The 15810-nt window shown below is 64.3% G+C and carries 15 protein-coding genes and 1 pseudogene; 10 read left to right on the forward strand and 6 right to left on the reverse strand.

Going from position 1 to position 15810, the window contains the following annotated elements; translation table 11 throughout:
- The first annotated feature begins 74 nt into the window (after positions 1 to 74).
- The 5 genes and pseudogenes from LB565_RS00265 to LB565_RS00285 all read left to right on the forward strand — a co-directional run bounded on the left by LB565_RS00265 (position 75) and on the right by LB565_RS00285 (position 4691).
- A complete protein-coding gene (locus LB565_RS00265) occupies positions 75 to 983 on the forward strand; it encodes a dihydrodipicolinate synthase family protein (RefSeq protein ID WP_224581216.1) in 909 nt (302 codons plus the stop codon).
- A 103-nt stretch (positions 984 to 1086) separates the two neighbouring features.
- Positions 1087 to 1254, forward strand: a pseudogene (locus LB565_RS00270) (SDR family oxidoreductase); the annotation flags it as partial.
- A gap of 101 nt (positions 1255 to 1355) precedes the next feature.
- A complete protein-coding gene (locus LB565_RS00275) occupies positions 1356 to 2576 on the forward strand; it encodes an HlyD family secretion protein (RefSeq protein ID WP_224581217.1) in 1221 nt (406 codons plus the stop codon).
- The gene (locus tag LB565_RS00280; RefSeq protein ID WP_224581218.1) at positions 2573 to 4189 is read left to right on the forward strand and encodes a DHA2 family efflux MFS transporter permease subunit; all 1617 of its coding nucleotides are present in this window, start codon (positions 2573 to 2575) and stop codon (positions 4187 to 4189) included. Before LB565_RS00275 ends, LB565_RS00280 begins: the two co-directional genes overlap by 4 nt.
- 73 nt (positions 4190 to 4262) lie before the next feature.
- On the forward strand, positions 4263 to 4691 hold the full coding sequence (locus tag LB565_RS00285; protein WP_224581219.1) for a cupin domain-containing protein: 429 nt from the start codon (positions 4263 to 4265) through the stop codon (positions 4689 to 4691).
- A 42-nt stretch (positions 4692 to 4733) separates the two neighbouring features.
- Here LB565_RS00285 and LB565_RS00290 read toward each other — a convergent pair whose 3' ends face one another.
- Positions 4734 to 5189 carry a carboxymuconolactone decarboxylase family protein gene (locus LB565_RS00290; RefSeq protein ID WP_140749337.1) on the reverse strand — a complete coding sequence of 152 codons (456 nt, stop codon included), beginning with the start codon at positions 5187 to 5189 and terminating at the stop codon, positions 4734 to 4736.
- A gap of 192 nt (positions 5190 to 5381) precedes the next feature.
- Here LB565_RS00290 and LB565_RS00295 point away from each other — a divergent pair, with 192 nt between their 5' ends.
- From LB565_RS00295 to LB565_RS00305, 3 genes are all read left to right on the forward strand, one after another.
- Positions 5382 to 6137 carry a copper homeostasis protein CutC gene (locus LB565_RS00295; protein ID WP_224581220.1) on the forward strand — a complete coding sequence of 252 codons (756 nt, stop codon included), beginning with the start codon at positions 5382 to 5384 and terminating at the stop codon, positions 6135 to 6137.
- Between the two features lie 8 nt (positions 6138 to 6145).
- Entirely contained in the window at positions 6146 to 6646 is a 501-nt protein-coding gene (locus LB565_RS00300) for a GNAT family N-acetyltransferase (RefSeq protein WP_224581538.1), read from the forward strand.
- Between the two features lie 71 nt (positions 6647 to 6717).
- A complete protein-coding gene (locus tag LB565_RS00305) occupies positions 6718 to 7206 on the forward strand; it encodes an SRPBCC family protein (protein WP_224581221.1) in 489 nt (162 codons plus the stop codon).
- Here the strand turns inward: LB565_RS00305 and LB565_RS00310 are convergent, their stop codons facing one another.
- From LB565_RS00310 to LB565_RS00325, 4 genes are all read right to left on the reverse strand, one after another.
- Positions 7207 to 8229 (reverse strand): acyltransferase family protein, encoded by a 1023-nt coding sequence (locus LB565_RS00310; RefSeq protein ID WP_224581222.1) that lies wholly within the window; start codon positions 8227 to 8229, stop codon positions 7207 to 7209.
- A gap of 204 nt (positions 8230 to 8433) precedes the next feature.
- Positions 8434 to 9231: an FAD binding domain-containing protein gene (locus tag LB565_RS00315; protein WP_224581223.1), complete on the reverse strand. Its 798-nt coding sequence runs from the start codon at positions 9229 to 9231 to the stop codon at positions 8434 to 8436.
- A 114-nt stretch (positions 9232 to 9345) separates the two neighbouring features.
- The gene (locus tag LB565_RS00320) at positions 9346 to 11694 is read right to left on the reverse strand and encodes a xanthine dehydrogenase family protein molybdopterin-binding subunit (RefSeq protein WP_224581224.1); all 2349 of its coding nucleotides are present in this window, start codon (positions 11692 to 11694) and stop codon (positions 9346 to 9348) included.
- Positions 11695 to 11817: 123 nt separating this feature from the next.
- Positions 11818 to 12318 carry a (2Fe-2S)-binding protein gene (locus LB565_RS00325; protein ID WP_224581225.1) on the reverse strand — a complete coding sequence of 167 codons (501 nt, stop codon included), beginning with the start codon at positions 12316 to 12318 and terminating at the stop codon, positions 11818 to 11820.
- 256 nt (positions 12319 to 12574) lie between these two features.
- On the opposite strand from LB565_RS00325, the gene LB565_RS00330 reads away from it, so the two are divergent.
- Positions 12575 to 13759, forward strand: a complete 1185-nt coding sequence (locus tag LB565_RS00330) for an FIST N-terminal domain-containing protein (RefSeq protein WP_224581226.1) — start codon at positions 12575 to 12577, stop codon at positions 13757 to 13759.
- Positions 13760 to 13765: 6 nt separating this feature from the next.
- Positions 13766 to 15103, forward strand: coding sequence for a hybrid sensor histidine kinase/response regulator (locus LB565_RS00335; protein WP_224581227.1), 1338 nt, complete (start codon positions 13766 to 13768; stop codon positions 15101 to 15103).
- 11 nt (positions 15104 to 15114) lie between these two features.
- On the opposite strand, the gene LB565_RS00340 is transcribed toward LB565_RS00335, so the two are convergent.
- A complete protein-coding gene (locus LB565_RS00340; RefSeq protein WP_040981753.1) occupies positions 15115 to 15798 on the reverse strand; it encodes a response regulator in 684 nt (227 codons plus the stop codon).
- Between the last annotated feature and the right edge of the window lie 12 nt (positions 15799 to 15810).

The following is a 15810-nucleotide window of genomic DNA, read 5'->3' on the forward strand; positions in this document are numbered from 1 at the left end:
CATCACCGCTCGGCCTACTTCGCCCACGCCGTCACCGCGGTGGCCGGCCAGACAGACCAGCATAGAGGACCTTCATGACCCGCCCGCAAGGAACCATCGCCCCGATCCTGACGCCGTTCGAAGACGATGGCCGCATCGCGCGCGATCTGTGGATTTCCCACGCCAAATGGGTGCTCGGCCAGGGCGCGCATTTCCTCTCGCCCTTCGGCACGACGGGCGAAGCGCTGTCGGTGTCCTTGCGCGAGCGCATGCAGGCGCTGGAATGGCTGGTCGAGGCCGGCATCGCGCCGGACCGGCTGATGCCCGGCACCGGCGTCACCGCGCTGCCCGAAACGGTCGAATTGTCGGCGCATGCCGTCGGCCTCGGCTGCGCCGCGGTGATGGTGCTGCCGTCCTTCTTCTATACTGGCGCCGGCGACAATGGGCAGGCGCGCTATTACAGCGAACTGATCGAGAAGGTGGCAAACCCTTCGATGCGCGTGATCCTCTATCACATCCCGCAGAACTCCGGCGTGCCTGTAAGTCCAGCGCTGACGGCGAGGCTGAGCAAGGCCTTTCCGGACACCGTCGTCGCCTACAAGGACAGCGCCGGTGACTGGAACAACACGGCTGCCGTCATCTCCGCGGCGCCTGATATCTCCGTGTTCCCAAGCTCCGAGGCGCAGCTCACCAAGGGTCTGGCGAGCGGCGCGGCCGGCTGCATTTCGGCCACCGTCAATTTGAACGCCGCCGCCATTCGCCGCCTCTACGACGCGGCCCGGAAGGGCGAGGACGTCGCCGAAGCCGACGACGCCATCAAGGCGTTCCGGAAGGTCGTCCAGGATGCCGGGCTGATCCCGGCGATGAAGGCGGTGCTCGCGGTCAAGTCCGGCGACCGGCGCTGGCTGAACCTGCGCGCGCCGCATGAGAATGTGACGCTGGAAAACGGCCAGGCGCTGCTTGGCGCTCTCGGCAGTGCCGCCGATCATATCGGCCGTGATTGAGGTCGCGATGTCGGCACGCCCAACCGTCATCCTGCACACCGACAAGCCTGCCGGCGCGCTCGCGGCAGCACGGCGCGGGATCGTTCCGGCACCATCACTGAGCGTCGCCAACGATCCTGATGCGCTCGACTATTCGCGCCGCCGCATGCCATCGCCGCGGCTTGGGCATCCGAATGACGTGGCGGGCGCCGCGCTCTTTCTCGCCAGCGACATGGCGAGCTACGTCACCGGCATAAACCTGATGGTGGATGGCGGCTGGATGGCGGGCTGACATCAGCCGGCCGCCGCCCGGTATTGGCGACAGGAACCTTTGCGGAAACCACCCGTTGACCCTGCTGCGAGGGGGGTCGACGATATCTGGGATCCGTTGCCTTGGACGCAAAAACTGACAGAAAAGAGCGCGAAACCGCTCCCGCCGAGGAAGCGCGGGCCCGGCCCCGGTCCGATCAGCCGCAGCGCCCGCCGGGCGACGACAAGCGCGTCGAAGACAAGCGCGTCGAAAACAAGCGTGGCGACGACAAGCGGGCGCAAGACACGCAGGCGAATGACAGTCCGCCTGACGGCAACGGGCCCGGCCTCATCAGACGCCATCCCTATATAGCGGCGATCGTCGCCATCCTTGTCCTGTTGGTCATCGCGGCCGTGGTCATCTGGTGGATCAACGCACGGCAGTATGAATGGACCGACGACGCCTTCATCGACGCCCGCACGGTGACGGTCGGAGCCGAAATTGCCGGGCGCATCACCGATGTCGCCGTCACCGACAACCAGCCGGTCGAGGCCGGCGCAGTGCTTCTGCGCATCGACGACAGCGATTATCAGGCCTCGCTCAAACAGGCGGAAGCCGGCGTGGTGGCGGCGCAGGCCGAGATCGCCAACGTCCAGGCCCAGACCCAGGCGCAGAACGCCAAGATCGATGCCGCCGAAAAACAGATGGCGCAGGCACAGGCGGCGCTCGAATTCGCCAAATCCGAGGACCAGCGCAACCGTGAGCTCCTGACCAAGGGCACGGCGACGCAACAACAGGCACAGCAGGCCGCTTCGACCTTGCGCCAGGACCAGGCGGCGCTGGACGCGGCCAATGCCAATGCCGAGGCGGCGAAAAGCCAGGTGGCGGTGCTGCAGGCTCAGGGCAAGAGCGCCGAAGCCAAGCTTCGGCAGGCCGAGGCCTCCGAGAACCAGGCCAAGATCACTCTCACCCGCACGACCATCCGGGCGCCCGTCGCCGGCCATGCCACCAATATCACGGCGGCAAAGGGCACCTATGCGCAACCCGGCCAGGTGCTGATGATGTTCGTGCCCAACGACGTCTGGGTGAAGGCCAATTTCAAGGAGACGCAACTCGATCTGATGCGGCCGGGCCAGCCCGTCGACATCGCCATCGACGCCTATCCGGAAAAGACCTTCCATGGCCATGTCGACAGCGTCCAGGCCGGCAGCGGCACCGCGTTCAGCCTGCTTCCTGCCGAAAACGCCACCGGCAATTTCGTCAAGGTGGTGCAGCGCGTGCCAGTCAAGATCGTGTTCGACCAGCCGCCCGGCGTCTATCTCGGTCCCGGAATGTCGGTGGTGCCGACGGTCAAGGTGCGATGAGCGATGCCGCAACAGCCCAGGGCAACGAAAGCCGCTCCGCCGCCGGCGGGCGCAATCCCTGGCTGATCGCGATCGTCGTCTCGATTGCGACCTTTATGCTGGTGCTCGACACCTCGATCGCCAATGTCGCGCTGCGCAACATCGCGGGCAGCCTCGCCGCCGGCATGGACGAGAGCACATGGGTGATCACCACCTATCTCGTCGCCAACTCCGTCATCATTCCGGTCAGCGGCTGGCTGGCCAGCGTCATCGGCCGCAAGCGCTATTACATGATCTGCGTGGCGACCTTCACGCTGGCGTCGCTGCTGTGCGGGCTGGCGCCCAATCTGCCGACGCTGATCGCCTTCCGCATCCTGCAAGGGCTCGGCGGCGGCGGCATGGCGCCGAGCGAGCAGTCGATCCTGGCTGACACGTTCCCGCCTGAGAAACGCTCCCAGGCCTTTGCGCTTTACGGCATTGCCGTGATCGTCGCGCCGACGGTGGGGCCGACCATCGGCGGCTGGCTCACCGACAATTTCTCCTGGCACTGGATCTTCTTCATCAACGTGCCGTTCGGCATCATGTCGCTGGCGCTCGTGCAATGGCTGGTGATCGAGCCCGACATTCTCGAACGAGAGCGCCGGGAACGGTTGAGCAAGGGGCTGAAGGTCGACTGGATCGGCTTCATCCTGGTGGCGGTGGCGCTCGGCTGCCTCGAAGTTTTTCTCGACGAAGGCCAGCGCAATGACTGGTTCGCCTCGACCTTCATCACCACTTTCGCCGTGATCTCGGCGGTGTCGTTCCTGCTGCTTGTTCCCTGGGAGTGGACGAGGCGCGAACCGGTCGTCGACATCCGCCTGCTTTTCAGCCGCCAGTTCGGCATGTCGTTCCTCGTCATGATGGCGGTGGGGGCGGTGCTCTTCAGCACCACGCAGCTTTTGCCACAGCTGCAGCAGACGACCTTCGACTACACCGCCACCCTTTCCGGCCTGTCGATGATGCCGGGCGGCATCGCCATGCTCATGCTGATGCCGATTTCGGGCTTTGCCGCCGGCATGGTTCAGCCGCGCTATCTCATCATGTTAGGCATGTCGGTGGTCGCGGTCGCGCTCTGGCACACGACCTCGCTGACGCCCGACGCCAGCTTCGGTTTCTTCGCCTATGCGCGCGTCTATATGATGATCGGCCTGCCGTTCCTGTTCATCCCGATCTCGACCGCCGCCTATGTCGGCCTGCCGCCGCAGAAGACCGATCAGGCGTCCTCTCTGATCAACGTCGCGCGCAACATCGGCGGCAGCATCGGCGTGTCGCTGTCCAACACGGTGATTGCCCAGAACGCCCAGTTCCATCAATCGGTGCTGGTCGGCCACACGGCGCAATCGAGCGACACCTATCAGCAGACGCTTCGCCAGGTGACGGACCATTTCGTCGCCGAAGGCTCGCCGCTGGCCGAGGCTAGGCAACAGGCCGTGGGTTGGATCGGCCAGGAGATCGGCCGCCAGGCTTCGCTGCTCGCCTATGTCGATGTCTTCTTCTATTGCGCGATAGCCACGGCAGTGCTCGTGCCGTTCGCCCTGTTGCTCAGGGCGCCGAAGCCCGGGCCGGCCAAACAGCAGGACAGCCCCGCCGTGTGACAGAGCCGCTTGCAAAAGGATGCTTGTGCGTCAATGTCGGTCGGGCGATGGTGCGGCAATCTTGGAGGGGACCATGCGCAACATCACGACATCGGCGCTGCTGGCGATGGCCACCGTCTATGCGACCGCGGCCAACGCCTTGGACAGCAACACGCCGGTCGTCGTCACGCCGCTGGCGTCTAAGACGACCACCGCGTCCGGCCAGCCGATCACGCTGCCGCAGAAGAACGTCGAGGTTCAGGTCTCATCCTATCAGATCGCGCCGGGCGCGACGCTGCCCGTGCACAAGCACCCCTTCCCGCGCTATGCCTATGTCGAGCAGGGCACGCTCAAGGTCACCAATGTCGAGACCGGCGCCAGTAATACCTACAAGACCGGCGACTTCATCATCGAGATGATCGGCCAGTGGCATCAGGCCAACAATATCGGCGCCGACCCGGTGAAGCTTCTGGTGATCGACCAGGTCGAGCAAGGCGTCAAGAACACGATCCTGAAGCAGTAGGCGGCAAGACGCGCGCTTCGAAGCGGGCGTCCTCCTCTCGATTCACCCCCAGGCGCCCACCGGTTGCCGCGTGGTGGCATTTAGGCGGTTGAACGCATTGATCAGCGCGATCTGGATCACCAGGGCGGCGAGCGCCTTGTCGTCATAATGGCGCGCGGCCTCGTCCCAGACGTCGTCCGGCACCGCGTCGGAACGATCGGCCAGGCGCGTCGCGGCTTCCGTCAGCGCAAGCGCCGCGCGTTCGGCTTCGTTGAAGTACGGCGTCTCCCGCCATGCCGACACGGCAAAGATCCGCTCGTCCTTCTCGCCGGCCTTCTTCAGCTCGCGGGCATGCATGTCGACGCAGACGGCGCAGGCGTTGATCTGGCTGGCGCGCAGGTGAATGAGCTTGCGCGTCACGTAAGGCACGTCGCCGGCTTCCGTCGACTTATCGAGCGCCAGCAGCGCCTGCAGCGCGCCGGGAATGAGCATCACCGGGTTCTTCAATCTTGCTTCCATCGTCGGTCTCCTCGGGTCCTTGCGGTCGACAGGGCACGCATAAATCAATAACCTTACAGTTATGAGTTATCCATAACTTTGCAGTTATGCATTGTCAAGCGGCTTCCCTGGCTGGACCGATGGTTGCGGCTTTCGCGGCGGCGCGCCCGGTGCTAGGGCTGCCCATCTCATCGAAAGCACGGATGGAAGCCGGTGGCGGACACGCAAAGACCCCTGATCGAAATCTGCGTCGAAGGCATTGATGGGCTGCTCGCCGCGCAGGCGGCCGGTGCCGACCGGGTCGAGCTCTGCGCCAGCCTGATCGAAGGCGGCATCACACCGAGCACGGGCACGGTGCGCGCCGCGCTCGAAAGCGCGACCATTCCCTTTCATGTCATCGTGCGCCCGCGCGGCGGCGACTTCCTCTACAGCGAGGCCGAATACCGCTCGATGCTTGCCGATGTCGAAGCGCTGCGCGAGCTGGGCGTCGCCGGCGTCGTCGTCGGTTGCCTGACCGCCGATGGCGCTATCGACGAGGCGCGCATGAGCGCATTGGTTGAGGCCGCCGGCCCGCTCGACGTCACCTGCCACCGCGCTTTCGACATGACGCGCGATCCGGCCGAGGCGCTCGAAGCCCTGATCCGCTGCAAGGTCGGCCGCGTGCTGACGAGCGGCCAGCGCGATACGGCGATTGAAGGCGTCGAGCTTCTGGCTGAGCTGGTTCGCCAGGCCGGCTCGCGCATCGTCATCCTCGGCTGCGGCGCGCTCGCGCCCGATACGATCGGCGAGATACGCAAGCGTACGGGACTGACCGAGATGCATTTTGCAGCACTTGCGGACGTGCCGAGCGCCATGCGCTACCGCAACACGAATGTCGGCATGGGTGGCACCGACCTCGACCGCGAATACCGCAACACGGTGACCGATCAAGCCAAGGTGGCGGCGACGATCGCGGCCGCGAGAGCCTGATGGCGCAAATGATGAGCAAGGAATTGCTGCCGATCGAACGCGTCTCGCCCGCCGACGAGGCTGCCATCCTCGCGCTCAACAACGAGCATGCGGCGGAGCTGTCCTGGCTCGAGCCGGAACGGCTTTCCTTCCTGCTCGGCGAGGCTTTCTACACCCGCCGCATCGGCGCGCTCGAAGCCTTCATCCTATGCTTCGCTCAGGACGCAAGCTACGACAGCCCGAACTTCCTCTGGTTTCGCCAGCGCTATCCGCGCTTCGTCTATGTCGACCGCGTCGTGGTCGCGGCCGGGGCGCGCGGCCGCGGCCATGCCCGACGGCTTTACGAGGATCTGTTCGAGCAGGCCCGGCGCGCCGGCCACACGATCGTCACATGCGAGGTCAACGCCGATCCGCCCAACCCGGCTTCCGACGCCTTCCACGCGGCGCTCGGCTTCGCCGAGGTCGGCGATGCGGTGATCCACGGCGGCAAGAAATCGGTGCGCTATTGGGCAAAGCCCATTGTCGCCTGAGCGGCGCCGCAACGCTGGCCAGGAAAACAAGCCGCAGCTAATATAGCCGCTCCGCTGCTGGGGGCGACATCATGGCGAGCAATGTCTTCCGCTTCGACGAAAGCTGGGACATCCCTGAAGGTACCCCGCAGGACGTGTGGGACGTGCTCTCGGACGCTCAGCTTCTGCCGCTCTGGTGGGGCGATGCCTACAAGGAGGTCGAGCCGCTCGACAAGAAGGGCAAGGGCGTTGTCGGCGCCCGCGCCAGGGCGAGAGCGCGCGGCGCCCTGCCCTATGAGCTGAACTTCATCATCGAGGCCGCCGAGCTCGACCCCGGCCGGCTGGTGGTGGTGAAGACCTTCGGCGATTTCGACGGCCTGTGGCGGGCGGAGCTGTCGCCGTCCGGAGCAGGCACCCATGTCGATCTGGTTTGGCAGGTCACGGTCGAGAGGCCGATCCTCAAACTTCTGGCGCCGCTTCTGAGACCAGCCTTCGCCTGGAACCACCGCTGGACCACGCCGCGCGGCGAAGCCGGGCTTCGCCGCTATCTCGCCGCGCAACGAGCGACGAAACCTGCTTGATCACCAGTTTCGGTTGAGCCAACCGCGGGCGGGTTTCTCGACGATGTAGTAGCTCGCGAGCGCGCAGGCGAACACGGCCGCCAGCATCGGGATCGTCGCGCTGCCGCGCTCATCGACGAATTTGTAGAAAGGCTGCTGCCAGAGATAAAGCGAATAGGACCACAGCCCCAGCATCACCATCGGCCGCGATGACAACGGTCCCGTCAGGTACCCGCCTGCGAAGTCGAGCGTGTTCACGGCGAGCGCCAGCAGCGGCACGCCGACAAGATAGTGGATCGTGGTCGGCACCGGATCGAGGAACAGCAACACGCCGCCAACCGCCGCCGCAAGCGCCACATGCTGGTTTTGCAGGAAAGCCGACAGGCGCCCGTCGGCCTTGAGCAGGCAGATCGCCGCGGACAGCAGGATAGAGGCGATATGCACGTCGGTCCGCCAGTAACTGGTCTCGTAGCCCATGCCGAGAACGCCGTACGAAATGGCTCCGTTGGCCATTGCCAGAAGCGCCAGGACCACCAGCAACCGCACGACATTCGCCCGACCGGTCACCACCACGCTGATCAGCGCCAGCAGGATATAGGAATGCTCCTCGACGCAGAGCGACCAGATGTGGTCGAGCGCGCCGGCGCGGGTGATCAGGACGCCGGCGTAATTGTAGGTGAAGGTCAGCGCCGTCAGCGCCGCTTTCCACTTGAAGGCGATGAAGGTTCCGGTCAGGCCGATCATGGCAGCGATTACGAATACCAGCAGCGCGGGATAGATGCGCGAGAAGCGGCGCTTGAAGAATTTCTTCAGCGGGAAATGCTCGATGAACAGGATCTCGCCCATCAGCCGGCCGCTCAGCACAAAAAAGAACTCGACGCCGAGGACGCCGAGATTGATTCCCGGGACCGGAAAGAAATGGCCGATCAGCACCAGGGCGATCGACAGGCCGCGCCAGCCGTCGAGATAGGCAAGTCTTGCCCTGGCTTCCCTGTCGGCTGCGGCCCGCGGTAGGATGACGGACGCTGCGGAGATGTCGGTCATACCGTGCCTTCGCAACTCGAGGTCCGCATGCGAAGCATCGCCCGCGTCCCGGACCATCTGGTATTCCCGCCGGATTTATTTTGCAGTGCGGGATAACTTTGTGCAAGTGCGAAGCTACGATTTGATCGGCGTTTCCGGTCAAAGCTTTGTTATGGCAAAGAAAAAAGGGCCGAAGCGGCCCTTTCTTGATCGCTGCGTCGCCGTTCAGGCGTTAGCCGCCGCGACGGCGCGCTTGGCCATAACCGCGATCAGATTGGCTCGGTAATCGGCGGAGGCGTGAATGTCGCTCATCAGCCCCTTCGCCGACACTTTTAGGCCGGCGAGCGCTGCGGCATCGAAATTCTTTGCCAGCGCCGTCTCGATTTCCTTGGCGCGGAAAACGCCATCCTCGCCGGCGCCGGTCACCGCCACCCTCACCCCGTCCTTGCCCTTGGTCACGAACACGCCGACGATGGCGTAGCGCGAAGCCGGGTTGCGGAATTTCTGGTAGGCCGCCTTGGCCGGAGCGGTAAAGCTCACCGCCGTGACGATCTCACCGTCCTTCAGCGCCGTCTCGAACAGGCCCTTGAAGAATTTGTCCGCCGCGATCTCGCGCTTGTTGGTGATGATCGTCGCGCCCAACGCCAGCAGCGCAGCCGGATAGTCGGCCGCCGGATCGTTGTTGGCGATCGAGCCGCCGATCGTGCCCTTGTAGCGCACGGCCGGATCGCCGATCAAGGAAGCCATATGCGCAAGCGCCGGGCAGGCCTTCTTCAGCTTCTCGTCGGTGGAGACATCGTAATGCGTCGTCGCGGAACCGATGGTGACCGTCTTGCCGGATACCTTGACGCCTTGCAGGTCCCTCAACCGCGACACGTCGACCAGATCGGAAGGGGACGCAAGCCGCGTCTTCATCGCCGGGATCAGCGTCATGCCTCCGGAGAGCAGCTTGGCGTCGCCGTTCTTCAAGAGCTTGGCGGCGTCGGCGACGGAGGAAGCGCGATGGTAATTGACGGAATACATGTCATTTTCTCCCTTTGGGAGAAAGCGAGTAGGGAGTAGTGGGTAGCGAATAGAATTGCTCCACCCGCACCGCTCTCTGTCCCTATTCGCTACTCCCTATTCGCTATTCGCTTTTCAATGCTTCTTGGCGTGAATTGCCGACCACACCGTGGCGGGCGACGCCGGCATGGCGATGTCGACGACGCCGAGGGCATCTGTGATGGCGTTGATGACCGCCGGCGGCGAACCGATGGCGCCGGCCTCGCCGCAGCCTTTGACGCCAAGCGGATTGCCCGGGCATGGCGTGTTCGAGGTCGAGACCTTGAAGGACGGCAGGTCGGCCGCGCGCGGCATGGTGTAGTCCATGTAGCTTGCCGTCAAAAGCTGGCCGCTGGCGTCGTAATGCGCGCCTTCCAGCAACGCCTGGCCGACGCCTTGGGCGATGCCGCCATGCACCTGCCCTTCGACGATCATCGGATTGATGATGTTGCCGAAATCGTCGGCCGCTACGAACTGGATGATTTCCGTCAGGCCGGTTTCCGGATCGATCTCGACCTCGCAGATGTAGCAGCCAGCCGGGAAGGTGAAATTGGACGGATCGTAGAAGGCCGTCTCCTTCAAGCCCGGCTCCATGCCGGCGGGCAGATTGTGCGCGGTATAGGAGGCAAGCGCCACCTGGAACCAGGGCAGGCTCTTGTCGGTGCCCGCGACCTTGACCTCGCCATTCTCGATGACGATGTCGCCCTCATCCGCCTCCAGCAGATGCGCGGCGATCTTCTTGGCCTTGGCTTCGACCTTGTCGAGGGCCTTGACGACGGCCGACATGCCGACGGCGCCGGAACGCGAACCATAGGTGCCCATGCCCATCTGCACCTTGTCGGTGTCGCCATGCACGATCGACACGGAGTCGATCGGCACGCCGAAGCGCTGGGTGACCAGCTGCGCGAAAGTCGTCTCATGGCCCTGGCCATGGCTGTGCGAGCCGGTGAGCACCTCGATCGTGCCGGCGGCATTGACGCGCACCTCCGCCGATTCCCAGAGGCCGACCCCGGCGCCGAGCGAGCCGACCGCCGATGACGGCGCCAGGCCGCAGGCCTCGATATAGCAGCTCATGCCGATGCCGCGCAGCTTGCCCTGCTTGGCGGCGTCGGCGCGGCGCTTGGTGAAGCCGGCATAGTCGGCTGCCTTCATCGCCGCATCGAGCGAAGCGTTATAATCGCCTGCGTCATAGGCCATGATCACCGGCGTCTGGTGGGGGAAGGACGTGATGAAGTTACGGCGTCGAAGTTCCGCCGGCGACACGCCAAGCTCGCGCGCCGCTGTTTCCATCATCCGCTCAAGCACGTAGGTGGCCTCCGGCCGCCCTGCCCCGCGATAGGCATCGACGGGCGCGGTGTTGGTGTAGACGGTGCGCACATTGGCGTGGATCGCCGGGATGTTGTACTGGCCCGACAGCAGCGTGGCGTAGAGATAGGTCGGCACGCAGGACGAGAACAGCGACATATAGGCGCCGAGATTGGCGATGGTATCGACCTTCAGCGCAGTGATGCGGTTGTCCTTGTCGAAGGCCATCTCCACCGTCGAGACATGATCGCGGCCATGCGCGTCCGAAAGGAAGCTTTCGGTGCGGTCGGCGACCCATTTGACCGGAACGCCGGTCTTCTTCGACGCCCACAGGCAGACGATCTCTTCCGGATAGATGTAGATCTTGGAGCCGAAGCCGCCGCCGACATCGGGCGCGATCACGCGCAGCTTGTTTTCCGGCGCGACGTTGTAGAAAGCGCTCATCACCAGCCGCGCGAGATGCGGGTTCTGCGACGTCGTCCAGCAGGTATAGTGGTCCTCCGCCTTGTCGTAGTGCCCGAGCGCCGCGCGCGGCTCCATCGCATTCGGCACCAGCCGGTTGTTGACGATCTTCATACGTGTGACGTGTGCCGCCGACTTGATCGCCGCATCGGTCGCCTTGCCGTCGCCTAGCTCCCAGTCGAAGATCAGGTTGTTCTCTGCCTCGGCATGGATCTGCGGCGCGCCGGATTGGATAGCCTTCGTGGCATCGACCACGGCGTTGAGTTCCTTGTAGGTGATCTCGACCGCTTCCGCCGCATCGCGCGCCTGGCCCTTGGTGTCGGCGACGACGATAACGACCGCATCGCCGACATAGCGCACCTTGTCGACGGCTAAGGGCGACCACGCGCCCATTTTCATCGGCGTTCCATCCTTGGAGTGGATCATCCAGCCGCAGATCAAATTGCCGATGCCGTCGGCCTTGAGCTCCTTGCCCGTCAGGACGCCGACGACGCCCGGCATCGCTTGCGCCTTTTTCACGTCGATCTTCTTGATCTGCGCATGCGCATGCGGACTGCGCACGAACACGGCATGCTTCATGCCGGGGACCACCATGTCGTCGACATAGCGGCCGCCACCGGTGATGAACCTCTTGTCTTCCTTGCGCGCCACGCGGGCGCCGACGCCTTCGATACCCATTGCGGAAATTCCTCCGGAATTTTAAGGGAGTAGGGCAGTAAGGGAGTAAGGGATAGGGAATGAGGAGCCGGTCGCTTACTCCCCTATTCCCTTACGGCCCTACTCCCCTATTCCCCTATTCCCTTAAGCTGCCTGCTTCGCCTTGCCCTTGGCGCCCTTTGCCATCGTCTCCGATGCGGCAAGGATCGCCTTCACGATGTTGTGGTAGCCCGTGCAGCGGCAGATGTTGCCATCGAGCTCGGCGCGCACCGTTGCCTCGTCCAGGCCTTCCGGGTAGCGCGCGATCATGTCGGTGGCCATCATGATCATGCCTGGCGTGCAGAAGCCGCATTGCAGTCCGTGATGCTCCTTGAACGCGGCCTGCACCGGATGCAGCTCTGCGCCATCCGACAGTCCCTCGATGGTGACGATGGTCGAACCCGAGGCCTGCGCGGCAAGCATCGTGCAGGATTTCACAGCCCTGCCGTCGACATGCACGACGCAGGCGCCGCATTGCGATGTATCGCAACCGACATGTGTTCCGGTGAGGCCCAGATGCTCTCGCAGGAAATGCACCAGCAACGTTCGGTCCTCGGCGCTCCCGCTGACCCGCCTCCCGTTCACAGTCAACGACACGTCCGACATGCAACCTCCCTGGGTATCAACCTTGGTCATTGCCGAATGCCGTGCTTGTGCTTCGGCAGTGCGTTGTTCGCGCACCGTACAACGAGCAAAACAGCGCTGCCAGCGCCGGTTCCATTGTACTTTCGATCATGGCAAAAGCTGTGTGCAGCGCAGCAACCGGCCCCATTGCCAAAACCGGGATTGAAGGCAAAGATGCCTTGGACGCGATGTGCCTGACACGCATAAAAAGACACGCACAAATCAGCGTTGGAGGAAATTGCGGAGAAGGCAGCTGGCCAGTTCGAGCACACGCTATGCATCGGGCCTTTCGGCGCTCACTACGGATGAGCCCGATCCAAATGCCTTTGCCCGGGCCATCGCGGCCGAAGCAGCGATCGTCGACGCCGGCTTCGCGCTTCTGTTCTTCTCCCAAAGCCTGGTCGACGCGGCGGCGCTCGCGCAGGCGCTGAAGGTCCATGCGCCGTCGCTCGCCTATGCCGGCTGCTCGACCGCCGGCGAAATCACGCCGCAGGGACTGGAGGAAGGGCATGCCCTTGCCCTGCTTTTGCCGGCGGCGTCGTTTTCGACCGTCAGCGCCATGGTCGAGAACCTCTCCTCCTCGGGCATGGACGAGATCACCGGCGAGGTGGTGGAGCTGCGCCGCCTGCTGCGCGGCCGCGCCGGCCAGGAGCGGGCGAAGAGCGTCTTCGCCCTCTGCTTCATCGACGGGCTTTCCTATGCCGAGGAAGCGGTGACCTCGGCCATCCACTGGGGGTTGGACGACATCCCGCTGATCGGCGGCTCGGCGGGCGACGACCTGAAATTCGAGACGACCAGCCTGATCTCCAACGGCAAGGTCACTTCCGACAGCGCCATCATCGTGCTGGTCGCGACCGAGATCCCTTTCCACGTCTTCAAGACCGACAATTTCATCCCGACCGACGAGAAGCTGGTGGTGACGGCGTCCGACCCCGATCATCGCATCGTGCGCGAATTCAACGCCACCAACGCGGCGGAAGAATATGCCGCCTCCGTCGGCATCGTGGCGCAGACGCTGACGCCCTTGAGCTTCGCCTCGCACCCCGTCGTGGTGAAGGTCGGCGGCGAATATTATTGCCGCTCGATCCAGCGCATGCATCCCGACGGCTCGCTGTCCTTCTTCTGCGCCATCGACGACGGCGTGGTGCTTTCCATCGCCCAACCGAAGAACATGGTCGAAGCAACCCGCGCGGCGCTTGAGGATGTCGAGCACCGGCTCGGCGGCATCGACATGATCCTGGGCTTCGACTGCGTGCTGCGCCGGCTCGACGCGCGCAATCGCCAGGTCTTCCGTGACATCTCCGAGCTCTATCGCACCAATAAGGTGATCGGCTTCGGCACCTATGGCGAGCAGTATCGCTCGATGCACCTCAACCAGACTTTCACCGGCATCGCCTTCGGCGAGCGCCAGGCAGCCGAGTGAGCGCCGATGCCGCTTCGCGACATCGACGACCTCGAAAGGCTGAAGAAGATCAACGCAGCGCTGGTCAGTCGCGTCGAGCGCTCGATGGACCAGCAGGGCAACGCCTTCTCGCTGTTCCAGACCGCGATTTCGCTGGAAAACCGGGTGCGCAACCGCACCGAGGAATTGCACGCCACGCTGCGCCGGCTCGAGCAGTCGAACACCGACCTCAGCGCGGCGAAGGAGAACGCGGAACTCGCGAACCTCTCCAAGACCAGGTTTCTCGCCGCCGCCAGCCACGATGTGCTGCAGCCGCTGAACGCAGCGCATCTGTCGGTCTCGGCGCTGGCCGAGGTTCAGACCAGCGACGAAGGCAGGAAGCTGGTGCGCCAGGTCGAGCGCTCGCTGGAGACGATGGAAGACCTGCTGCGCACGCTGCTCGACATCTCCAAGCTCGACGCCGGCGTGGTGCAGCCCGAAATAGGCGATGTCAGCCTGGAGGCGCTGTTTTCCTCGCTACGCTCGGACTTCCTTCCCGAAGCGGAAAAGAAAGGCCTGTCACTGAAATTCCGGCCGGTCAACGTCGTCGTGCGCTCCGACCGCACACTGCTTAGACGTATCCTGCAGAACATCCTTTCCAACGCGCTGCGCTACACCCGCTCGGGCGGCGTGCTGGTCGGCACCAGGCATCGCGGCGACACCATCCGCATCGACGTCGCCGACACGGGCTGCGGTATTGCCGAGGACCAGCGGGAGGCGGTCTTCGAGGAATTCCACCGCGGCACCGCGACGCTTGCCGATGCCGGACTTGCCGGCGGGCTTGGCCTCGGCCTCGCCATCGTGCGCCGCATGGCCGCCGCGCTCGGCCACCCGGTAACCTTTTCCTCAAAGGTCGGGCGCGGCACCATCTTCCACATCGACGTACCGATCGGCATGGCGCCGGCCGAACCGGCGACGGCCAGCGCCGACATGGATCGCCCGCGCGGCTATGGCCTGTTCGGCACTAAGGTGCTGCTCGTCGAAAACGACGCCGACGTGCTCGCCGCCATGACCTCGCTGCTCGAGCGCTGGCAGTGCCAGGTACGCGCCGCCACCTCGACCGACGATGCGCTCGACCTGCTCGGCGATACCGCCTGGGTGCCCGACATCATCATCGCCGACCAGCATCTCGACGGCGGCGACCTCGGCACGTCAACGATAGCCGAAGTGCGCGACTATCTCGGCCGCCCCGTGCCGGCGCTGATCGTCACCGCTGACGGCTCCGAACCCGTCGCCAAGGCCGCCCGCGCCGCCGGCATAGAGCTGATGCGCAAGCCGCTGAAGCCGGCGCAATTGCGGGCGCTCTTGGCGCATTTGTTGGCGTAGAAATACCGCCCTCAAAATCCCGCCTGATCCCGAAACAGCTCCGCATTGTCGAGCTTCGATACCTCGATCACCGCTTGCGTGCGGCTGTAGACGTTGAGCTTGCGCAAAATCTCCGAGACATGTGCCTTCACCGTGGTCTCGCCCACCTGCAACTCGTAGGCGATCTGCTTGTTGAGCATGCCCTGGCGCAGCATCTGCAGGACCCTCAGTTGCTGCGGCGTCAGCCTGGCCAGGCGCTGCACCATGTCGGCGCGGTCGGTGCTGTCGGGATCGGGCGGCTGGCCCTCGTAATTTTCCGGCACATAGACCGCGCCATCCATCACCGAGCGAATGGCCGCGGCGAGGTCGCTCTTCCTGGCCGATTTCGGGATGAAGCCGGCGGCGCCATAGGACAACGCCTCGGAGATGATCTTCGGTTCCTCATAGCCCGACACGATCACCACCGGCAGCCGCGGATAGCGGGTCCTCAGCTGCAACAGCCCCTCGAAGCCATGCACGTCGGGCATGCTCAAATCGAGCAGCGCGAGGTCGAACGGCTTGGCGTCGGCAAGAAGCTCGATCGCTTCCGCGATCGAACGCGCCTCGACGGTGTCGACGTCCGGATAGGCCATCTGCACAGCACTATGCAGCGCCTCGCGAAACAGCGGGTGGTCGTCGATGATCAGGAAGCGGGCGCGATCGCTGACGGAGGTCATTGCGTGAATTCA

It is taken from the genome of Mesorhizobium sp. CA14 (genome assembly GCF_020165195.1).
GTDB lineage: Bacteria > Pseudomonadota > Alphaproteobacteria > Rhizobiales > Rhizobiaceae > Mesorhizobium.